The organism is Pseudoalteromonas sp. SaAl2, from assembly GCF_052947895.1.
The window spans coordinates 700,641-723,251 of sequence record NZ_CM129605.1 but is presented as its reverse complement, the minus strand read 5'-3'; the positions used below and the strand labels follow the sequence as shown (position 1 = coordinate 723,251).

At 39.2% G+C, this 22,611-nt stretch carries 21 protein-coding genes and 3 pseudogenes; 3 read left to right on the top strand and 21 right to left on the bottom strand.

Features of this window, described 5'->3' with window-relative positions; all coding sequences use genetic code 11:
* From ACU8V8_RS03360 to ACU8V8_RS03260, 21 genes and pseudogenes are all read right to left on the bottom strand, one after another.
* Entirely contained in the window at positions 1-1,503 is a 1,503-nt protein-coding gene (locus ACU8V8_RS03360; protein WP_446888843.1) for a motility associated factor glycosyltransferase family protein, read from the bottom strand.
* Complete coding sequence (locus ACU8V8_RS03355) at positions 1,496-1,771, bottom strand: hypothetical protein (protein ID WP_446888842.1); 276 nt, start codon at positions 1,769-1,771, stop codon at positions 1,496-1,498. The genes ACU8V8_RS03360 and ACU8V8_RS03355 overlap by 8 nt, the downstream gene beginning before the upstream one ends.
* Positions 1,761-2,189 (bottom strand): flagellar export chaperone FliS, encoded by a 429-nt coding sequence (fliS, locus tag ACU8V8_RS03350; protein ID WP_446888841.1) that lies wholly within the window; start codon positions 2,187-2,189, stop codon positions 1,761-1,763. The genes ACU8V8_RS03355 and fliS overlap by 11 nt, the downstream gene beginning before the upstream one ends.
* A gap of 40 nt (positions 2,190-2,229) precedes the next feature.
* Positions 2,230-3,642: pseudogene (gene fliD / locus ACU8V8_RS03345) on the bottom strand (flagellar filament capping protein FliD).
* A 28-nt stretch (positions 3,643-3,670) separates the two neighbouring features.
* Complete coding sequence (locus ACU8V8_RS03340) at positions 3,671-4,090, bottom strand: flagellar protein FlaG (RefSeq protein ID WP_446888840.1); 420 nt, start codon at positions 4,088-4,090, stop codon at positions 3,671-3,673.
* A gap of 81 nt (positions 4,091-4,171) precedes the next feature.
* The gene (locus tag ACU8V8_RS03335; RefSeq protein WP_446888839.1) at positions 4,172-5,143 is read right to left on the bottom strand and encodes a flagellin N-terminal helical domain-containing protein; all 972 of its coding nucleotides are present in this window, start codon (positions 5,141-5,143) and stop codon (positions 4,172-4,174) included.
* A 165-nt stretch (positions 5,144-5,308) separates the two neighbouring features.
* Positions 5,309-6,283, bottom strand: a complete 975-nt coding sequence (locus ACU8V8_RS03330; protein WP_446888838.1) for a flagellin N-terminal helical domain-containing protein — start codon at positions 6,281-6,283, stop codon at positions 5,309-5,311.
* Positions 6,284-6,691: 408 nt separating this feature from the next.
* The gene (locus ACU8V8_RS03325) at positions 6,692-7,663 is read right to left on the bottom strand and encodes a flagellin N-terminal helical domain-containing protein (RefSeq protein ID WP_446888837.1); all 972 of its coding nucleotides are present in this window, start codon (positions 7,661-7,663) and stop codon (positions 6,692-6,694) included.
* Positions 7,664-8,012: 349 nt separating this feature from the next.
* The gene (flgL, locus tag ACU8V8_RS03320; protein ID WP_394191894.1) at positions 8,013-9,245 is read right to left on the bottom strand and encodes a flagellar hook-associated protein FlgL; all 1,233 of its coding nucleotides are present in this window, start codon (positions 9,243-9,245) and stop codon (positions 8,013-8,015) included.
* Positions 9,246-9,247: 2 nt separating this feature from the next.
* Positions 9,248-11,251, bottom strand: a complete 2,004-nt coding sequence (flgK, locus tag ACU8V8_RS03315; protein ID WP_446888836.1) for a flagellar hook-associated protein FlgK — start codon at positions 11,249-11,251, stop codon at positions 9,248-9,250.
* Between the two features lies 1 nt (position 11,252).
* Entirely contained in the window at positions 11,253-12,227 is a 975-nt protein-coding gene (flgJ, locus tag ACU8V8_RS03310; RefSeq protein WP_446888835.1) for a flagellar assembly peptidoglycan hydrolase FlgJ, read from the bottom strand.
* 127 nt (positions 12,228-12,354) lie between these two features.
* The gene (locus ACU8V8_RS03305; protein ID WP_087530918.1) at positions 12,355-13,449 is read right to left on the bottom strand and encodes a flagellar basal body P-ring protein FlgI; all 1,095 of its coding nucleotides are present in this window, start codon (positions 13,447-13,449) and stop codon (positions 12,355-12,357) included.
* A 12-nt stretch (positions 13,450-13,461) separates the two neighbouring features.
* Positions 13,462-14,145 (bottom strand): flagellar basal body L-ring protein FlgH, encoded by a 684-nt coding sequence (flgH, locus tag ACU8V8_RS03300; protein ID WP_446888834.1) that lies wholly within the window; start codon positions 14,143-14,145, stop codon positions 13,462-13,464.
* A gap of 17 nt (positions 14,146-14,162) precedes the next feature.
* Complete coding sequence (gene flgG, locus ACU8V8_RS03295) at positions 14,163-14,951, bottom strand: flagellar basal-body rod protein FlgG (RefSeq protein ID WP_256826572.1); 789 nt, start codon at positions 14,949-14,951, stop codon at positions 14,163-14,165.
* Positions 14,952-14,972: 21 nt separating this feature from the next.
* Positions 14,973-15,738: pseudogene (locus ACU8V8_RS03290) on the bottom strand (flagellar basal body rod protein FlgF).
* 146 nt (positions 15,739-15,884) lie between these two features.
* Positions 15,885-17,252, bottom strand: coding sequence for a flagellar hook protein FlgE (gene flgE / locus ACU8V8_RS03285; protein ID WP_446888833.1), 1,368 nt, complete (start codon positions 17,250-17,252; stop codon positions 15,885-15,887).
* 55 nt (positions 17,253-17,307) lie between these two features.
* Positions 17,308-17,987: pseudogene (locus tag ACU8V8_RS03280) on the bottom strand (flagellar hook assembly protein FlgD).
* A 13-nt stretch (positions 17,988-18,000) separates the two neighbouring features.
* Positions 18,001-18,432: a flagellar basal body rod protein FlgC gene (gene flgC, locus ACU8V8_RS03275; RefSeq protein WP_087530923.1), complete on the bottom strand. Its 432-nt coding sequence runs from the start codon at positions 18,430-18,432 to the stop codon at positions 18,001-18,003.
* A gap of 2 nt (positions 18,433-18,434) precedes the next feature.
* Complete coding sequence (flgB, locus tag ACU8V8_RS03270; protein ID WP_087530924.1) at positions 18,435-18,845, bottom strand: flagellar basal body rod protein FlgB; 411 nt, start codon at positions 18,843-18,845, stop codon at positions 18,435-18,437.
* Positions 18,846-19,002: 157 nt separating this feature from the next.
* Positions 19,003-19,833, bottom strand: a complete 831-nt coding sequence (locus ACU8V8_RS03265; RefSeq protein ID WP_087530925.1) for a CheR family methyltransferase — start codon at positions 19,831-19,833, stop codon at positions 19,003-19,005.
* Positions 19,834-19,853: 20 nt separating this feature from the next.
* The gene (locus ACU8V8_RS03260; RefSeq protein ID WP_087530926.1) at positions 19,854-20,786 is read right to left on the bottom strand and encodes a chemotaxis protein; all 933 of its coding nucleotides are present in this window, start codon (positions 20,784-20,786) and stop codon (positions 19,854-19,856) included.
* A 170-nt stretch (positions 20,787-20,956) separates the two neighbouring features.
* Here ACU8V8_RS03260 and flgA point away from each other — a divergent pair, with 170 nt between their 5' ends.
* The 3 genes from flgA to flgN all read left to right on the top strand — a co-directional run bounded on the left by flgA (position 20,957) and on the right by flgN (position 22,451).
* Entirely contained in the window at positions 20,957-21,634 is a 678-nt protein-coding gene (gene flgA / locus ACU8V8_RS03255; protein WP_446888832.1) for a flagellar basal body P-ring formation chaperone FlgA, read from the top strand.
* Positions 21,635-21,712: 78 nt separating this feature from the next.
* Positions 21,713-22,027, top strand: a complete 315-nt coding sequence (flgM, locus tag ACU8V8_RS03250; RefSeq protein WP_087530928.1) for a flagellar biosynthesis anti-sigma factor FlgM — start codon at positions 21,713-21,715, stop codon at positions 22,025-22,027.
* Positions 22,020-22,451, top strand: coding sequence for a flagellar export chaperone FlgN (gene flgN / locus ACU8V8_RS03245; RefSeq protein ID WP_446888831.1), 432 nt, complete (start codon positions 22,020-22,022; stop codon positions 22,449-22,451). Before flgM ends, flgN begins: the two co-directional genes overlap by 8 nt.
* Positions 22,452-22,611 lie beyond the last annotated feature (160 nt).

The window sequence follows — 22,611 nt, the reverse complement described above, 5'->3', positions numbered from 1 at the left end:
TCACCACCAAAGTTTCCGGGAACTGCTAACTCCCCCCATTTTTAATGGGGCGTGAACTGTTTTTCCATCACCTGAATAGTAATAACTTCCTTTTGAGTGGTGATGATTAGGGTCTTTATAGCCGTTATCAACACCAAAAAGGTAAAGGTTTTTGAAGTTCATACTACCAAAAAAGCTCAAAGCTGTATTGCCAACAAGGGGGTTACTAAATGCGATAGTTGAAGTAACCTTACCTCTGTTAAAATATTCATATAACTGAGCAATTGATGTCCCTGCCTCATTTCCTTTTAAGGCAACCCCGCACCAATCAAACAGGTCCAGTACACCTGGATACATCACATTTAAAACTAACAAGTTAATTTTTTTTCTTTCATTTGAAGGTATAAATGCTTTTAGAAAATCTTCAGTTGCCTTTGTTCTCTCTAAGGCAACATGAAAGTCAGGAGAAATATCATATTTTAGAAGTGCTGTTGTAGCTGAATTACAAGCAACTATAATTGCGTTATTTTGAAACTTTTTTATAGTTTCTATATCTTTGTCAAGTGAAGGCCCATTTGCAACGATGAAAACTGGGTAATCTTGATAATCTGTATTCTCAACCTGCACAGGATCTAGGATGCTGATGTCCCGAGTGTAATTTGACAAAGTATGAGAAATACTTAATAAAGCATCGTCAAAAAACCCCCACCCCATAAAAAACTGATGGTAGTTCTTCTTAAACTCCGCAATTAACTTATTTACTTCTTTCGAAGGGTAATGTTGAAAGAAAACAGCCGAAGCAACACTGAAAGCCCCAACTTTACCTGTTCTTTCATAAAGAGCCTCATACATTTCATCCTCAGAAATGCCAATAGAGAAGTATAAAAAACTGCCTTCATCATCTACTTTTTTCAGAAATGGTGCCCAATCAAAAGTAAATAAACTTGCAAAAAAGTAATCCTCATTAGGTTCAAAAATACTAATATACGCTGCATTAACACTTTCAAAGAATTCAGATAAGTAATAACCTAGACCAACACCAAAAATAATTGCACTTGGGACATATTTATCAACACAATTATTACTTAATAAATCCCTAGCTGCACTGTTATAAATAGTACCTATACTTTTCATCAAATCTATGTGAATGAAATTAGTTTCATTCTTCATAAATTCTAACGTGCTATGATCAACTTTCCCTAGTATTGGGTTACTCAACATTTGTTCAATTTGAACCTTAGATTGAGAAATTGGATCTTTGCCATATAATGGTACGCCTGTACCATAGTCAACAAAATTTGCAGTTCCATTCTCGTTCAAAAATAAATTAAACTTATCGGATGGCTGGTGAGATAAAAACTTTTCAGCTATCTCAGGAAAATACTTTTGAAACGCTTTAATATTGTTTTCAAACCGCTCATTCGCCTCTTCAGCAAACAAAGCTTCTTTTTTTTCTTGTTCGGAAATACTTTTTAGCTGCGCTTCGATTTCTGCAAGTTGTTGCTGTTGAGATGGTTCAGACATTTTGATACTTCTTCAAGTTTTTTTGATTTTTTTGAAACTGAGCTAACTGCTCGAAGGTTGATTTTTCTAACTCTGAGACCTGAACTGTCAGAGCATGATGCTTATCTGCTATTAATTGTAATTGCTCTGAACCTCCTAAATGCCCATTTTCAATAGATTCTTTAAACAATACTTTAATTTCTTCATCTATCTTTAGTAGCTTTTCAAAGTCACCCATTTCTAGTCCAGTAGAAAACTCAGAAAACAACTTTTCGAAATTAGCCAACATTGGCATCTACACCATTATTATTTAAAGTTTGCTCTCTTACATCATGAGGTATAGCGTCCCATGCTGACTTAATTTCTTTGAGTAAATTAGATACTTCAATAACTATATCCGAATCATTATTTATACTTGCATCAATTAGCCTATCAATCATGTAGCTATATAAAGAATATAAGTTCTCTGTCACTTCTCCACCAGCATTAAAATCTAAACACCCACGTAATGCTTCAATAATTGCTGAAGCTTTAGAGATATGTTCACTTTTTGCTTCTAAATGTTTTTTATCAATAGCAACCTTTGCCATGACCATTTTCTCGATAGCACCCGCCATCAGCATTTGAATTATTTCATAGCGGTCAGCACCCGCTACTCGTGTTTTAAGCGCTTCTTTTTGATAATTTCTTACTTTGGCGTTATACATAATTCCACCTATTTAATACATGATATTCAGAAAAATTACACTACGAACTAGATTTAGTAAAGCCAGGTAAACTTGCTAATTGCGCACTTAAATAGCTTTGTGTCGACTGCATCTGCGCTAATAATACATCTAATCCAGAGTATTGTTTACGTAATCGAGTTTCTAGTTCAGCCATACGATATTCATGATTTGCCACATCGTCTTCCAAATCAGACCTTTGTGCGGTAAGGCTCTCTTCACGCTGCGCCATAATACCGTCAGAATCAATATAATTACCTAGAAACTCTTCAAACTTAGTTGCGATACCATTTTCACCTGCAAAAGCCTTGCCAATATCATCAAAGTTATCATCCATAGCTTCATTTAGGCTTCTCACTAAACTTGACTTTTCAAGGTAACCGTCTTTATCAATTCCTAAGCCTATATCAAAAATACTTTCGAAAGGGCCAGCATCAGTTATTACTGTTGAGAGATTGTTTACTAATTGGCTACTCAATGAACGAATCGTTGCATCACTATTTAATGGATTACCAACACGAGATTGATAACCTAGTTGACCAACAACATTGTTATAGGTTGTTATGAGTTCATCTATTAATGTTGTTGCACTTTCACGGTCATATTCAACAGCTAACTTAGCCGTTTCACCATCTACACTTTGGCGTTTAGCAACTATAGTCATGTCTTGAACAGCATCTTTAAATGTATTGGTGTCATTAGTAATGGTTAAACCATCCACCTTTATAACAGCACTTTTCGCCTCATCACCCACAGCAATGGCAATTCCACCAGCTCCACCGCCATTTGCAACCGTCGATACATTATCTAACTCTGCATTATCATTTGTAATTATCAGATCATTTCCAGCACCGCTAATTGTAGAAGTAAGAACCAATTTGGACTCTGAGCCTGTGTTGATAATGTTAGCAGTAACACCAAAGTTATCATCCGAGTCATTAATTGCATCTCGTAAATCAGCAAGCGTAGCACCAGCATCAAGTGTCAAGTCAAACGTTTTATCACCCGCAGCAAAGACAGCGTGCCTCCAGAGGCACTGACAACATCATCGGTAGAAGCAAATAATGGAGGTACGGAATCATTAGATACTGCTCGACTCCCTTGAGCAAGCTTCTACAACTTCAATATTAAAGTTACCTGGTGTTATGTCTGATGTAGGAGTAACAGATATTAGATCGCCATCATCGCTGGTCGGTTGAGTAATATTAGCAATCCGTTTATTGAAGTTATCTGGATCAGCCAGTTTTTCAATTGTGTCTTGTAATTGTGATAAAGCAGATTTAACTTCTCCAATAGCAGACAGCTCCACCTGAAGAGCTGTATCTTTCGTGCTAAAAGCATTCATTTTAGGAACATTTTCAGCATCTATTGAAGCTGTAATAATACTTTCGAGATCTAAGCCCGAACCGATACCCGCGGATGTAATTAGAGGCATAACCATACTCCAAAAAACTGATGATTAACTAAGCCGTTTTATTAAATAAAAGACCTTTGTTAGTTAATTTGTCGGCAAACTCATCTAAAGCTTTAGCAACTTCACGAAACTCTTTTGTTGGTATTTCTCGAATAACTTCGTCATTTTCTTTATCGAGCACCTTAATGATTGGAGGATCACCCAATTCATCGAACTCAAAAACCAAGTTAGTAGATGTTACTGGAAGATATTCATTTAATTTTTCTAAATTTGCTTTAACTTCAGATATTAAATCCTTCTTATCTTGTTGATCTTTATTCGTAGTTATATTCTCAATATCTACAGCTTCCCTTCCAGCTAGTTCAGTACCTTTATCTTTTTTAATACCTTCTTGCTCGTACTTAACTTGGTCAGAACTTGTTGGAGCAAGGCCATCTACTGCACGTTGTGTTGACGTTATATCAATCATCACACTCTCCTTTTCAATGATTCTTTTTTAATTATAAGCCACTTTGAAAATAATTTATTACAAAGTGACTTATACATAAAATTAGCCTAAAAGTGATAGTGCCACTTGTGGCCGTTGATTGGCTTGGCTCAAAATAGATTGGCTTGCTTGTTGTAAAATTTGCGTTTTGGTTAAGTTAGCCGTCTCTTGTGCAAAGTCAGTATCTTGAATTCGAGATCGTGCTGCAGAAAGGTTTTCTGATATATTCGATTGGTTACGAATAGTCGATTGAAAACGGTTTTGTACGGCACCCAGTTCTGCACGTTTTTTATCAACTACAGCAATCATTGCATCCATACCTGCAAGGATCTGTTGTGCATTTGCTTGTGAAGATACACTTATCTCATCAAAAACCATACTAGTAAAACTAGCTGACGCTGCTGTGATACCACCACTTCCAACATTGCTGATCCCAGCTGCATAAGTAGACATACTTTTACCTGTTACAGCTGTAGCAACTCCTGCAATACCTGACATGGTAAAACCACCATTAGCTGATAGGCTATTAATCGTAGCTGTACCACCTACATTTTGCATGCTAAAGCCAATTGTCTGAATTGCATCAGCACCTACTTGGAAATCAGCATCATATGTACCATTTAGTAAATTTTGTCCACCAAACGTAGTGTCTTCAGCAACACGGTTAACTTCTTCAGACAGCAGACGTATTTCTTCTTGAACCGCTAGTCGATCTTCATCAGTATTTGAACCATTAGCTGCTTGTTGTGCAAGAGTACGAATACGCTGGAACATTGACGTTACTTCGTCTAGTGCACCTTCAGCTGTTTGCGCTAAAGAGATACCGTCGTTCGCATTTCGATTCCCCTGGTTTAAACCATTTACCTGGCCTGTCAATCGGTTGGAAATTTGCATGCCAGCCGCGTCATCTTTTGCGCTATTGATACGCAAACCTGAAGATAACCTTTGAAAAGAAGTATCAAGTGAATTACCTGATTTACTTAACTGCCTCTGTGCATTCAATGAACTCACATTAGTATTTACATAGATAGCCATAATAGCCTCCGCTTTATCTTTATTTAAGAGCCACAGCGGGATACCCCTACCCTGCTGCAACTCCAGACTTAGAGTCCTAGATTGATAGTTCTCTAACTCTTATATCGTCAGATAAAATGAAAGCTTTAGCTTTATTTGTAAATATTTTCTACCTAGAGACCTGCATTAACCTTGAAGTAGGCTTAATGCTGCTTGAGGCCTTTGATTTGCTTGACCTAAAATAGTCTGACTGGCCTGTTGTAAAATTTGATTTTTAGTTAAATTTGCAGTCTCTGCTGCAAAGTCAGCATCTTTAATTCGTGACTTAGCTGCAGCTAAATTTTCAGAAATATTTGCTTGGTTACGAATCGTTGATTGAAAACGGTTTTGAACCGCACCTAACTCTGCGCGTTTTTTATCAACTACAGCAATCATTGCATCCATTGCGGCAAAAACTTGTTGAGCATTCGCTTGAGAAGAAACACTTATCTCATCAAATACCATACTGGTAAAACTAGCTGTAGCAGCTGTAATCCCTCCGCTACCAACATTACTAATACCAGCAGCAAAGGTAGACATAGACTGGCCAGTTACAGCTGTTGCAATTCCTGCAATACCAGACATTGTAAACCCGCCATTTGCAGATAAACTATTGATCGCAGCTGTTCCACCAACACTTTGCATACTAAAACCTATCGTTTGAACGGCATCAGCTCCCACCTGGAAACTTGCTGCATATGTACCATCCAATAAATTTTGTCCACCAAATGTAGTATCTGTTGCGATACGATTAACTTCATCTGCAAGTTGTCGAATCTCTTCTTGAATAGCTAAACGATCTTCATCAGTATTTGAACCATTTGCAGCTTGTTGTGATAACGTTCGCATTCGCTGAAAAGTTGATGTGATTTCATCCATTGCCCCTTCCGCAGTTTGCGCTAATGAAATGCCATCATTCGCGTTACGGTTACCTTGACTTAAACCTAATATTTGCGATTGTAAACGGTCAGTAATTTGTAAACCGGCAGCATCATCTTTGGCACTGTTAATCCGCAATCCAGATGACAACCGTTGAAATGAAGTATCTAAATCATTACCAGAATTTGTTAACTGGCGCTGTGCATTTAACGCACTTACGTTTGTATTTACATATAAAGCCATAATAAACTCTCTTCTTATCTGTCAAAGTTCTGTCACCTTTAATAAGGTGATATTTGATTAAAGTGACTCATTACAACGGCAAACTTTAATTGCCTGGGGCAAAAAAATGCCACTTTGCAGGTTAGTTAATAAACTTAATCAGATACTGCAATGTTCAGGCCAGTATTAAAAAAATAGAAAAAGGCCCCATATAGGAGCCTTTGTGAGATAAGTTTAAGAGTGGGTTGATAAAGCATAAACTATGGCATAATTTATGCTTTGATAGTTACGTTCTTACAAATGTTAGAACACTACAAATGGATTTTTTAGCGCCTCCGCTTTATAATCCTTCAATAGCGCCTTTGTTAATACCCCATCAAACAAAGGCGCTTTTCTTTAAGTCAATTTCTTGACTGCTCAAGCTAACGATTACCCTAGAAGACTTAGTGCCGCCTGTGGACGCTGATTAGCCTGGCTAAGAATTGTTTGGCTTGCTTGTTGTAAGATCTGCATCTTAGTTAGATTAGCCGTTTCTTGAGCAAAGTCAGTATCTTTAATACGTGATTGCGCAGCGCTTAAGTTTTCAGATATATTCGATTGGTTACGAATAGTCGATTGAAAACGGTTTTGTACGGCACCCAGTTCTGCACGTTTTTTATCAACTACAGCAATCATTGCATCCATACCTGCAAGGATCTGTTGGGCATTTGCTTGTGAAGATACACTTATCTCATCAAAAACCATACTAGTAAAACTAGCAGACGCTGCTGTGATACCACCACTTCCAACATTGCTGATCCCAGCAGCATAAGTAGACATACTTTTACCTGTTACAGCTGTAGCAACCCCTGCAATGCCAGACATTGTGAAACCACCATTAGCTGATAGGCTATTAATCGTAGCTGTACCACCTACATTTTGCATGCTAAAGCCAATTGTCTGAACTGCATCAGCACCTACTTGAAAGTCAGCATCATATGTACCGTTTAGTAAATTTTGTCCACCAAACGTAGTGTCTTCAGCAACACGGTTAACTTCTTCAGACAGTGAACGTATCTCTTCTTGAATAGCTAAACGATCTTCATCCGTATTTGAACCATTTGATGCTTGTTGCGCAAGGGTACGAATACGTTGGAACATTGATGTTACTTCGTCAAGTGCACCTTCAGCTGTTTGTGCTAAAGAGATACCGTCATTTGCGTTACGGTTACCTTGATTTAAACCATTAATTTGTGACGTTAAACGGTCAGTAATTTGTAGACCTGCAGCATCATCTTTCGCACTATTGATACGTAAACCAGACGATAAGCGTTGGAATGATGTATCTAGTGCATTACCAGAATTCATTAATTGTCTTTGTGCGTTCAATGAACTAACATTTGTATTTACATATAAAGCCATGATTATCTCTCCCGAAGTAAACTTATCATTTACTCTCAAACTTACTTAAATTAAGCAGTGGTTGTTGTTTACAACGCTTTGCTTGGTTAATTAAGTTATCGGTCTGCTCAAAAATTCCTTTAGTTTTTTTTTGATTTTTTTTGAATTAAATAATTAAGCCAATGTTTTTATATATCTTTTATACTATCAATTTAATCTTTTTAAGTTGGCATTGGATATTTTTCAACATTAAACATTAATGCTGAAAAACTATTTCAAATGAAGCTAACTAATTAATTTTTAAAGGGGAGGAATTAAAATTGAGTGTTTTAAAAGAGTAAGGCAAGACTTTGCCTTACTCTGGGGTTATTTATAAGTAATCAAATAAGGAAAGATTAGCCAGTCGGCCAAAAGTTGCCTGTGATGCCTGTAAGGCCGTTTCTTGCTTTGTTAGCTCTGTAATCGCTTCGGCCATATCTAGTTCAACTAAATCTGCGCGAGACGCTTTATTGTTTATATCTAAATCGGCGTTTGATTGTGTTACTTTTTCTGTGGTATTTAAACGTCCGCCTAGGCCAGCTTGAGTTAATGATACTTGATTCTTACTGTTATCAATTTGTGTCATAGCATCTGCGAGGACTTGGTCGTAATCATCTTGGCTTATTGTCGAATCGGTTAGACCAGCTATTAAATCATTTAAGGTGTTTAGCACATTCTCCTTTTGCGGTGCCTCTAGGGTAAAGTCTACTTGCCCTGTTGCAACTGGATTGATATCTATTTCCATCCCTGCAAATTTGATTTGTGTCCCCTCGAAACTTCCTGACTCAATTACCGTACCGCCTTGCTCTACTTGGTAAGTATTTGGCGTACCGGCTGTTGTAATTATATTAAAAGTATTAGCCCCAGCAGCGGCAGTGGGATCGGCGTTATAATTTGCTTTATGGAACTCATCAAATTGACCTTGTTCACGCACGTAAACTTTAGCACTAGTGATTCCACCTGAAACTGTGGCATCATTTGACTCAACATTTAATCGGGCATCAACTTTTTCAAAAATCTCAAAGCCATTGTCGCTCGATTTAACATCAACTCCTGCTGCAATTTTTATTTTATGCTGCCCTTGATCGCCATTATAAGTATATTTTCCTGTTGACGAATCAAATGAGTAGGTTTGAGTATTATCTTGATAACCAGAGAATATGTATTTCCCATCTTCAGTTTTGGCATTCATTAAATCAAGAACACTACTTTGAATTGCTTTTATTTCTTCTGCGATACCCTCACGGTCAATATCAGAATACGCACCATTACCCGCTTGAATAGCAAGAGTATGCGCTTTTTCTAAAGAGCCTTTAATATTATCAAGTACACTATCTTGAGTCGTAAGCCTACTAGTTAGCATAGTGATATTCTTGCTATATTGTTCATTTGATTCAATACGATCAGTATAAAGCATGGCTCTAGCTGTGGCTGCGGGATCGTCAGATGCAGTGAGCACTTTTTTTTGCGTATTAACTTGCTCTTGTGCTTTATTGACATTTTGCTGGCCATTTAAGATTGAATTCAATCCATTTTGGTACATTAAATTATTTGATAAACGCATAATTACCTCGCAGCACTCAGAAGTGTGTCAAAAATTGTTCGGGCTGTTGAAAGCACTTGTGCAGATGCAGCATATGATTGTTGAAAGCGCAGTAAATTAGCCGCTTCTTCATCTAAATTAACCCCAGATAAAGACTCGTACCAGGCCTCTGACTGCTGTGCAAGTGCATCAAATGCTGCACCGTTAGTCATAGCTTGGTTGGTAATAACACCAATATCAGTTACTAAACCCGCGTATGATTCGTTAAAGGTTTTATGATTATCAGCTGTCGATGAGCTAACCACATTTTGACGTACTAACTCACCACTTTGTAATTCCGCCAATTTGAGGCCATTGCGATTGTCATCAAAACCGCCTTCGTTAAATTCAAGAGTGAAAGTATCCCCGACAGCAGGAGTGCCCTCTATATTAAAATCGAAGCCATAAGTGTCATAAGGTGCGCCAGCTTGCGAAAGTATATTCTCAGCGGGAGGTGTTATAGTAAAAGTTGTTGTACCACTGGCATCCGTTATAGAGTACTCATTAGCATTAGCGGTTTTAACTAAACTAACATCACCATTTGCAAGGCTTGGTGGTGATGTAATAAAGCCACCAGAAGTAACACTTGTTACTGTGCCAGCAGAAATGTTTGCACTCCCCGTATTATTAATATCATCGGCAGTTCTAATGGGTGATGCGAGAGCTAATGCGTCTGGGCGATCGGTTGCAAGCTCGAGAGTTGACGCCGCCTGTGAATTTAGTTTAAGTTGAAACTTGTCACCAACATTACTTGTACCTGAAACATTTATTTGTAATCCATAAAGCTCAACCCCAGGGTTATTTGTGGAATCAATAACACCACCGGTAATAGTCGCTGTTGAAGCACTACCTAGTGGCTCGCCTTTATTATCTATTGGCTGAATCTCAACCGTATTCGCCGCCGTATAAGTAATAATGAAATCACTGGCCGGTAATTCGCTGCCCATACCTGGTTCGACGGTTCCGGTCATGACTGAGCCACCTGTATTAGCTTGATATGCAAATGCATCGACTGTTGGTATAGTGAATATATCACCTCCCAAGTCACCATTCCCATCCATCCCTAGCTTATTTTGTTCATTAAAGGCATCAGCTAAAGCTAAGCCCATCTGCCCTAATTGGTTTTGTGCTGGGACTAAAATATCATCACGAAAGGCGAGCAAGCCGCCTATTTTACCCTTTAATGAGCTTGTATCCACTTCAAGTGGTATAGCTGCGCCACCGTTAACATCTAGGTGAAGCTCTTTAAAATCAGGATCCGGGTCACCTGTCATCGAAAACAGATTAAATGTACCATCTTGCATAACTAATGATTCACCAGTTCCCATAAACAATAGCTTTTCCCCATTAGGACCGTCTAGAGTTTCAATATCGACTAACTCAGATAGCTCTCGGATTGCTAAATCGCGCTGATTATATAAAGTGCTAGACTCCCCTTCGCTACGAGTACCGTGCACTGCGGCAATTTGTTTATTCAATGAACTAATATTCTGCACTAAAGTGTTTGCCTCATCAGCAAATATTTCTAACTGCTCATTCACGACATTTTTTTGATCAAACACAATTCCTGACAAACGATCCATTTGTTCGATTAAGTTTTCTGCATCTGTCATAACTAGTGAACGTGCAACAGAAGATGAGGGTTGATTAAGGCTTTCCTGTACATTATTAAATAATGAATTAATACTGGAAGATAAGCTATTCGACTCTTCTGAGAATAATGTATCAACACGACTAGCTTCTGTTACAAATTGATCAAAAAAGGCTTTGTTTGAGGTATCACGATTCAATTGCTTTTGTGCAAATTCATTGATCAATCGATACGTTTCACCACGACCAACTTGATTGTCGATCATAGTCAAATGCTCTGTACGCTCTCGTACGTAGCCTTCTGTATTTACATTGGCGATGTTTTTACTGGTCGTTTGCAACAATTCAGAGTTAGCACGAACTCCTGAGCTTGCAATGTCAAATAAATTAAACGACATCTTAGTTTACTCCTTGGCGAACCAATGTTGCTGCCAATGTTTTAAGCTCAGTACGATTAAGCACTTGCTTTATTTTATCAGCATAATTGGGATCGGTTGCATAACCTGCTTTTTGTAATGAATCTAAAAATGCGGCAGGTTTTGCTGTATTTTCGAGGGCTTCTTGATAGCGTGGGTTTTCATTTAAAAAATCAACGAAATCGTTCACACTATCTTTAATGGATTCGTACGCTCTAAAGCTTGCTTGCTTTTTAACAGGCATACCTTGTTCAAATTCTAGTGTCACTTTACTGGCTTTATCGCCTTGCCAACTGCGGTCAGATTTAATATTAAAAAGATTATTACTACTACTGCCATCAGCTTTGTTAATAATATGTTTGCCCCAGCCGGTTTCAAGTGCAGCTTGTGCGACCATAACCGCTGGATTCAAGCCAATCTTTTCTGCAGCCGTTTTAGCGTGTTCCCATACGGTTGTAATAAATGATTCAACGTCATCAAAGTTATTACTTTGTTTAGCTGTATTGTCTATATTTGTTGTCGGTTTAACCTCTGCTGACTCTGCATTTTTGATAGTGCCGTTAGCACGTTTATCACTGGTAAAGTCATCCACCGAGCGCAGTACAGAGCCTGGCATAAACTCTTTACCATCTGGTGATAATTGCTGCACAATAAGATCAGCAAGCCCTAACGAGCCATTAGATGACAGCTCAACAGACAGTTGTTGATCGTGCATTTCTTCAAAAAACTTTACCCCGCTTGAATTAAACGGGCTGTCTTTATCTTCAAATGCTTCATTAGCTTTACGCATACTTTTTAACAGCATCTGGGTAAAGATAGATTCAAATTGTGCCGCGGCTTTTTTTAAGGCTTCTTTTGACGCGTCACTTGAGGCATCACTTTTTAAAGCACTTTGACGTAGAGAGTCTAAGTTGCCTAAATCAAAAAAGTTTTGCTTATCGAGGTGATTAGTATCCATCAGCTTTTTGACACAATAATTAATAATAAAATTAACAATGCAATAATTGAGCCAAACAAACCATAACAAGGAAGTTGTAATGAGAGGGGCTAGACTCCAGTTACCTAGAGCCTAGTAAATTAGAAAACTAAATGACCACTAACTGGCCGTTAATTGCACCCGCTTCTTTAAGCGCCTCAAGAATCGCCATTAAGTCACCAGGGGCTGCGCCTACTTCATTAATTGCACGTACTAAATCATCTAAGCTGACACCTGGGTTAAACACAAAAGCCCGTGAATCATCTTCATCAACATCGATAATGCTTTGATTGGTGACTACAGTTTCGCCTTCGCTAAAGGCATTTGGCTGCGATACGTTTTGCTGTTCGGCAATCGTCACTGTAAGACCGCCATGGGTAATTGCCGCGGGTTGCAGCTTGACATTTTTACCTATTACAATAGTACCTGTTCGAGAATTAACGATAATTTTTGCAGCAGTATCTGCCGGCTTAAATTCTAGATTCTCAAGGGTCGACAAATAAGCCACCCGCTGTGAAGCATCCCGTGGGGCTATTACACGAATCGATGCTGCATCAATTGCTTGGGCGCTATCCGGGCCAACTAAGTTATTAATTGTTTGCTCTAAACGTTTTGCAGTTGTGAAATCAGGGCGATTTAAATTAAAGGTAATGTAATCCCCTTGCATAAATGGGCTTTTAATCGCTCGCTCAATTATCGCGCCATTTGGAATACGTCCAACCGTGGGTGTGTTGATAACGACTCGGCTACCATCTGCGCCTTCTGCACCTAAGCCCCCAACAATCAAGCTACCTTGTGCAATTGCATAGGTATTACCATCAACCCCCTTAAGGAAAGTTTGCAGTAACGTACCGCCACGTAAACTACCCGCACTACCGATTGATGAAACCGTGATATCAATTGTTTGCCCTGGTTTTCTAAAAGGCGGTAATTCAGCGTGAACAGCAACAGCGGCCACATTTTTAATTTTCGGTTTTAAACTACTGTCCATTGTGATGCCAAAACTATTGAGCATCGCTTTAAAGCTTTGTTCTGTGTATCGGCTCTGTTCGCCAGTACCAGGTAAACCAACAACCAAGCCATAACCAACAAGTTGATTTGAACGAACACCTTCTACCATAGAAACATCTTTAATGCGTTCAGCAGCGGCAGTTAAGTGCCACCCAAGCAGACAAATACCAATAAATACCTTAAAACCATTCATATTCAATGTCCTTTAAAAAGGGAATAACGCGCTACTAAAGAATCGTGTTAGCCAACCAGCACTTTGCGACTCTTGCATTTGCCCTTTACCTGAATATTGAATACGCGCATTCGCAATCCGGTTTGACGTTACTGTATTATCGGCCGTCACATCTTGTGGCCGTACAAGTCCTTCTAGGCGAATAAACTCTTCACCTGTATTAAGGGTTAGCCACTTTTCACCACGTATCACTAAGTTACCATTTGGTAGAACACGCATTACATTAACTGAAATATCACCGAACAAGCTATTCGATTGATTAGATTTGGAATCACCTGTAAAAGAGGAATCAGAGCCGATACCAAACTGAATGCTATCTCCACCAATATTAACGGGTAAACCACCTAAACCAACAACTGGATCAAGACTGGCATTACTTTCTTTATCGGTTTCTGTTTTTGCGGCTTTTGAGGCCTGAGTCGACTCTTGTAGTTTTACCGTAATAATGTCGCCAGTTCGAAGCGCTTTTTTATCTGAGTACAAGTCGTTAGCTGAGTAACTATCAAATAATGAACCTGTAGCCACAACTTGCTCTGCCACAGGATCTGGGTACATTGGCGCATAATATGGGTCATCCTGAACCACGTGGGTATTTTGAGTGGTCATACAGCCACTTAATATACATGCCCCGCTAAAGACAATGATTAAATTACGCATAATGCTGCCCTTACTCATTAAAGTTGCTGATTAATGTAACTAAGCATTTCATCAACAGCTGAAATTACCTTTGAATTCATTTCATAAATACGTTGTGTTTCAATTAGATTCACAAGCTCTTCAGTCACATTCACATTCGATGTTTCAAGTGAGCCTTGCACAATCGAGCCTAAGCCATCAATACCCGGGTTACCTTGAACCGGCGCGCCACTTACTGCTGTTTCGGTGTAAAGGTTTTGCCCAATAGGCTCAAGACCCGATGGGTTAATAAAATCACTAATGGTTAACTGCCCGATCACCACGTTATCAGCCTCACCGGCAATACGTACCGACACTTCACCATCTTGCGATACAGTAATTGATTGTGCGTCATCAGGTACATTCATCTCTGGTTGAATAGGAAAACCTGCACCTGCTGTAACAATACGGCCGTCTTCATCGGTGGTAAATTGTCCGTTACGTGAGTACGCAATATTACCGTCGGGTTGTAGTACTTCAAAAAAGCCTGAACCAGATATCATCCAATCCAATGAGTTTTCAGTGGTAAGCATATTACCTTGAGAAAAGTTCTTTTGGTTAGCAACCACTTTAGCACCGGCACCTAACATCAAGCCCGATGGCATTTCAGTGTCTTGTGAAGAGCGCCCACCTGGTTGATTGATATTTTGATAGAGTAAATCTTCAAAGACAGCACGGCTTTTTTTATACCCAACGGTACTGGCATTGGCTAAGTTATTTGAGATAACCGATATATCGGTTTGTTGGGCATCTAAGCCTGTTTTACTGATCCATAATGCAGGATTCATATTAATGTCCTCTCAATTAGGTTAAACAATGCGCAGCAATTGGGTATGACGTTCGTCAATTTCTTCTGCTGTTTTCATTAACTTAACTTGTAATTCAAATTGGCGTTGATGGCTTATCATATCCACCATTTCATGTACTGGATTCACGTTTGACATTTCAAGCGTGCCGCTCATAACTTTTACGTTTTGCGAGATATCACAAAAGCCACATAAATCATCTTCTAGTTTATCGGCTTTAGGACGAAACAAGCCGTCGTTGCCTTTTTCAAGCTGAGTGTTATCCGCTTCGATAACCTTTAAACGATCAACCACTTCTAAAAAGTTAGCCGGCGCACCTTGGGGGCGTACTTGAATTGATCCGTCTTCACTAAACTCCACCTTTTCAATCGGTAGCGGTAAAATGATAGGACCACCCGCGCCAACTACTTGACGCCCATGGCTCGTTATTAACGCACCATCTGGAGTGATATTTAAAGTACCGACCTTGGTATAAGCTTCGTTTCCCTGGGCATCTTGAACGGTTAGCCAACCTTTATCGCTCATCGCAATATCTAAATCACGGCCGGTTTCAACAATACCCCCCGGAGGTCATATTTGAACCTGGACGCTCTTGCATGGAAAAGACGCGCGTAGGTAAGCCTTCACCAAATGCTTGCATAGACCTTGCTTGTGCAAAATCAGCTTTAAAGCCAGTGGTGTTAGCATTGGCTAAGTTATTTGCTTTGAGCGCAAGGCCCCGCATACTTTGCTTAGCCCCTGACGCTGCAATGTAAACCATCTTATCCATAACATCGACTCACGTTAAAAAATCTATATTAGAGATAAATGCAAAATAAGTGCCACAATAATTTGACAGTAAAAATACACTGATAAGAAATAAAAAAGGCTGCCTGAATTGGCAGCCTTGGTGTCGGATTATAATAATATTCGCTATTAACGAATTTGCAGGATACTTTGCTGAATTGTTGAGTTCACTTCAAGCGCACGCGAATTAGCCTGGAAGTTACGCTGCGCACTAATCAAATCGACCAGCTCATTCGTTAAGTTCACATTTGATTGCTCAAGGGCTGAAGAATTAATAGAACCTAAAGTACCTGAACCAGGCTCTCCGGCAATTGGTTCACCAGAGGTTAAACTTTTTTTCCATGACGTGTCACCAGCTTGTTGTAAACCTTGAGAGTTTGAAAAACGCACCATGGCAACTTGCCCTAAGAACGAGGTATCACCATTACTGTAAGAGGCAACCACCTTGCCATCCGTGCCAATATCAATACCCGCTAAACGACCTACTGTGGCACCATCTTGATCAAGCGCTTTAACTTCAAAATTACTCGCATATTGTGTAGGAATTTTATTCGCTGTACCTGCTTCATCGCGCCAGTTCACTTGAACATCATCAGGAAAGCTTGCACCATTGGTTAGTAAGTCAGAAAGACCAGCAACACCAGCACCACCACCAGGTATGGCAATAGGATTAAAAGTGGTATCTGTATTGGCAGTGCCATCGGTGTTTAAAGGTAAACCACTTGCATCAAATTGAAATGTAGAAAGCGGTGTATATGGCGTAGCCGTCTCTTCAGCACCTGCAGGACTAAATGGCTTTTCGTCCAGTGTTGCAAATACTTGCCATTCATTTTCATTACCAGTAACCGTTGAATCAGTTTTCACAAAGAAAAACTGTAAAACATGCGGCTCACCTAAAGAATCGTACATAGTTGTCGATGTAGAGCTGTTATAAGAAGCACTGACTGTTGGGTCAAATGTAGTAATAGATGGCGAAATTGAGCGAGAATCTAAGTTAAATGAACTATATACATTAGTCGTCGCACGTGGAGAACCCGATGAGTCAGGAATTTGTAATGCCGATGATGTACTTAAACTTACTGAAGTAGTATCGCCTGTCGATTCGTTAACAGGAAAGCCTTGTAAAAAATTGCCTTTTGCATCAACAATAAAGTTATCCTGGTTTAGTTTAAATGCACCAGCTCGTGTATAAGTGAAATCTTGAGCACCTAAGTCTTCACTCATCGCAAAGTAACCTTCACCCGTAATAGCTAGATCTAAAGAGTTCTGCGTAAATTGCAATGAGCCTTGATGAAATTGCTGGGCAACCATCGTGGTTTGCACCCCATCGCCATTTTTAGTTTTACCTGAACTAAATACCGATGATGCATATACATCGGCAAATTCAGCACGAGACTCTTTAAAACCCGTGGTATTTACGTTAGCAATATTATTTGCTGTTACGTCTAAATCTTTTTGTGCGGCGGCAAGGCCTGTTAATGCAATATTGAAGCTCATAATTCACCTCTAATCTTTGAATTTTAGCCGAAGGCTAACTTAAATTTAAAATTGTTTACGCGATTTCTGCTATATCAGTTAGCCTAACCGCACCTTCTTTTGTGTTAATAATGATCCCACTAGAACCATTAACATTGACGCTCTCAATATTCTTAAAGGTTGCAATAGGTAAGCTTGTAAACTCGCCCCCATTTGACCTTCAGCCTTAACACTGTATTCCCCTTCGGGTAAATCATCACCGTCAGAGTTTTTACCATCCCATTCAAAACGGATTGCACCGGCTGATTGGGCTCCAAAATCAATTGTACGTACCAGTTGCCCTGATGAATCTTCAATACGTAAGGTCAAATTCTCAACAGGTTCTTGCGCAACGATAGTCCCTTTTGCATCACTACCTGCATTCAAATCTAATGTATCTGATTCCAATAAGGCTTGTTTACCCACTAAAGTTGAAGCCTGTAATGCAGAGTTTGAAGTCATTGATGAAGCAAGTGACTCAAAGTTACTATTGAGGTTTGAAATACCTTCCGCCATAGTAAAACTGGTCATTTGTGCAATCATTTGATCATTATCTGCAGGATTACTAGGGTCTTGAAAAGAAAGCTGTTGTGTTAGCAAGGAAAAGAAATCTTCTTGCGTTAACGCATCACTTTTCTCTTCCGTCGATACTTGGTTTTCTTGCCACTTAAGCGAATCTAAATAAGTCGACGATGTTGTAGTTATATCGTTACTCATAACTTTTCCTCAATTACCGCTGCCCAAGCAACAGTGTTTTACTTAGCATTTGCTTCGCTGCATCAGCAACTTGCACATTTGTTTGATAAGAGCGTGAGGCAGAAATCATATTAGCCATTTCTTCTACAACATTAACGTTAGGTTTGTAGATATACCCATTTTCATCCGCACTGGGGTGATTAGGGTTATATTCTATTTGCAGTGGCTTATCGCTCTCTACAATACCTAGTACTTTAACGCCTACAGACGACCCCTGTTGATTACTTTGCGACGCTGATGCCTTTGTCAGCTCAGCAGCAAAAACAGGGTGGCGCGCTCGATAGGTTTGATCCTGACTTGAGCTAATAGTATTAGCATTAGATATATTACTGGCCGTGGTATTCAAACGCACATTTTGCGCGCTCATACCGGTACCTGAAATATCAAAAACGTTATATAAACTCATGCTTAGGCTCCTTGACTACCGAGGGCTTTTTTAAGGCCTTTAATTTTACTACTCATAAATTGCAGGCTTGCCTGATACTCTAATGAGTTCTGTGTATACAAGTTTCGTTCCACCTGTATGTCCACTGAGTTACCATCACCTGTATCTGCTTGATTTGGCGAGCGAAACATTTCACTATTACCGACATAACGGCTACCACCAGAAATGTGTTTAGCATCGGTTGTTACCATGTTATTGCCGCCCTGTTGGTGGCTTTTTGCCGCTTTTAAAGCGGAGGCAAAATCAACATCTTTCGCCTTATAGCCAGGCGTATCAGCATTGGCAATATTGGTTGCTAATAATTCGGCTCGTTGAGAACGGATCAACATTGCGTGAGGGTGAACCCCAAAAGCTTTATCAAAACTGATAGCCATAACCATCTCCAAAAAATTGACTTAAGCTTATTAATGCAAAAGGTGAGCCAATATAAAATCTCAAAAAAGGGATGGTTAAGTCATTAAATAACAAGAAAAAACGATGGCTTTTGGCCATCGTTTTTATATTTTTATTAATTAGAAATAGCTGAGGATACTATTTCTTTTGATAAATAATACCTGGATTACAACGTACCATATCAAACTCTGTACTGAGTCCCGACATCGACTCTGAGGCACCTAAAAACAAATATCCTTTAGGGTTTAGTGCCTGTGCAAATTGCGCAATAATTTTAGCTTTTACTTCAGGTGAGAAGTAAATCAACACATTACGACAAAATATAATATCGAACTTTCCCATCAAGGCGTAAGAGTCAAGTAAATTCAAGTGCCTAAAACTAGTTAATTTTTTAATCGGGTCGATCACTTGGGCCATGCCGTTGCCACTGTCTTTGAAAAACTTTTTCCGTCGCTCAGCAGATAAACCGCGCGCTAGTGCTAACGAGTCATATTCTGCATGTTTACACATATCAAGCATTGTATTTGAAATATCAGTGCCGACAATTTGCGCCCCCATTTTTAAAACACCAGGGGATTTAGCCTGAAATTCAGCAACAGACATAGCAATAGAGTAAGGCTCTTGACCAGAAGAGCTTGCCGCAGACCAAATTTTTAGTGGCCTGCGTAGTTCTTTATGCTCTGGAAATAGCTTAGTTTGTAATAATTCAAACGGGTATTGATCTCTAAACCACAATGTTTCGTTGGTGGTCATTGCATCAACTACGGCGGCGCGAAGTTGCCGCTCGTGGGGGCTGAGTGTTTTACTCACTAATTGTGATAACGATTCAACATTGAAACGAGTCATTAAAGGCGCAAGTCTACTCTTTACTAAATAAAGCTTGTTATCGCCTAACACAATACCGCACTGCTGCTCTAAAAACGTACGGAATTGATCGTACTCGCCTTGCTGTAAATGTTTATTTTCCAACGTAACACCACCTATCAAAATTAGTCACAATGAACCCATTTTTTTACTGCTGTAGCTAATTCATCCGGGTTGAATTTTGCGATAAAGTCGTCTGCGCCTACTTTTTCAATCATAGCCTGATTAAACACACCACTCAAAGAAGTGTGTAAAATCACATGTAAAGGTGCAAGCTTAGGATCTGCTTTTATCTCTGCAGTTAAAGTGTAGCCATCCATTTCAGGCATCTCAACATCCGAAATCAATAAACCGACTCTTTCAGTAATATCGTTTTTACAATCAAGCTCTGCGATTTCTCGAAGGCGAATTAGCGCCTCTTTACCATTTTTTGCAAGTTCCGTTTGTACGCCGAGTGGTTCAAGTGCACGTTTCACTTGATTGCGAGCAACAGCTGAGTCATCTGCTATAAATACGATACGCTCTCCCAAGTCTTTCTGAATTTCGCCATCACTTGCAATTTCCGCACTAACCTCGGTGTTTACTGGGCAAATTTCATTTAAGATTTTTTCTACATCGAGAATTTCAACTAACTCATTTTCAATCTCGGTGACTGCGGTTAAATATGAGTATCGGCCAGCACCAGATGGAGGCGGCATGATCTTTTCCCAGTTCATGTTGACGATGCGCTCAACACCTCCAACTAAAAAGCCCTGAACTGAGCGATTATATTCAGCAATAATAATAAAGCTGTCTTGAATGTTCTCGATAGCAGGACCACCAACGGCCATAGACAAATCGATAACAGAAATAGTTTGCCCGCGTATATGAGCAACACCCCGTATATACGCATTTGATTTTGGCATATTCGTTAAAGGAGGGCATTGCAGTACTTCTCTCACTTTAAACACATTAATACCAAAGCGCTGCCGCCCTCTTAATTTGAATAATAATAATTCAAGGCGGTTTTGCCCAACCAACTGAGTACGCTGGTTCACTGAGTCTAAAATGCCTGCCATTTCAATCTCCTAAGAAAGCTAAAAAAACGGAACAATTATTGCTTTCTCTATTTAAAGCTACATTACATCGTGGGAGCGTCTAAAAATTGACGCTAAATATTTATACCCTGTTTTCAACCATAAGCATAGTCGAAACATTATGAGTTTGTTAAAAAAAAGCCGAAGATACAGTGTTTTTTTATTTTCTTGCTAGCCTATGCCTAGTTTCACCTGTCTATGGACAAATATACAGCAAAGAAAAGTTGCAAACACTTGCTATCTCGTACATAAGAGATCAATTAAAGCCAATCAATAATGAGCAAACGCAAATTAATGCGCTTGCTTTAGATAGCAGAATACCCGATCGCAGCTGTACAACGTCACCGTCTTTAAGCGTACCAACAGCCCCTCCTTTTAATCGACAAGTAACAGTACAAATTAACTGTGGAGATATACAAGGTTGGAGTCAATACGTACACGTCCGTATTACTGAGCTTGAACCAATTGTAGTTGCCACTGAACACTTAACACGAGGTGAAGTTATAGAAGCTCATCACCTGAGTGTTGAAATGAGACCAAAACACTTTGTTCGAGTACAACATTTACAAGATGAGTCGGTTCTTATTGGAAGCCGTAGTAAGCGTAATATTCGCAGCGGTTTGCCTGTTGTATTGAGCCAAATTTGCATGGTTTGTAAAGGCGACAACGTCACTATATTTGCAACGATCCGAGGATTAAAAATAAAAACTTCCGGTTTAGCCCTAGAAGATGGTACTTTAGGAGAACAGGTAAAAGTAAAAAATGCAAAATCTGGGAAAGTTTTAAATGCCCGTGTAGACGGTGTTGAGTCTGTACAGGTAAATATTTAAATTTTCAAATTTATGCTAAAGTATCTATCATGCATGCCGATAAATAGGCATATGTTGGATTATGTATAGGTTAATATCATGGTAAGCCAAGTAAATAAGGGTCAGCAACAGCCTAATGTGTTGGCCAATGCTAAGCAACAAAAAGTTGATTTGCAAAACAATAATACACAGTCGGCGCAAACAGCTGCACCAAAAGCGGCTACCGACTCTGTAAGCTTAACACCACAAGCACAACAACTTAAATCATTACAAGATAAGGCTCAACAGTCTTCTGGGTTTGATAGTAATAAAGTTGCAGAGCTTAAAAAAGCAATCAGCGAAGGTAAATATCAAATCGACGCTGAAAAGTTGGCTAAGAATATAGCTGCCTTTGAGTTTGACGTATATGGCTGATCACAATAGTTTAATTGCGTCAAAACTCACTATGCAGTTAAATTGCTTAACTTCATTAGTTGAAATTTTAGACGATGAGCTTACAGCGATAGCTTCGCGCCGAGGCGAAGGGCTAAAAGAGATAGCACAACAAAAGTTGTCTTTTCTTAGCAAGATCCAAATTCTTGATAAAGAGCTGAGTACTCTACTTGCAAGTAATGATTCAAGATCCGAAGAAGTGTCTGATTTGATTTCTGCTGTTCGTAAGCATTTAGAAACTTGTAAAAAGAAAAACGACGTTAACGCACACGCAGCGCACCAAGCGCAATTAAGCGTAAAACAACTCAAAGATATTTTAATTGGCGCCCCCACTTCTATGACCTATGACCAAGGTGGTAGCGTAGTGCATGGTAATAGCAAATTAGTTCATAACTTAAAAGCATAATTCTAACGTCTAGGAAATATCCCTTATTAGCTTTCTTTTCTCTATTACCAATACTATTTAGTGCTCATTTACTAGATAGTACATACTCAGCTATTATTCAAAATTACTTTTCCGTGCTTCACTGTGATTTTATAAAATCAATCCTGCGTAATAACTAAAT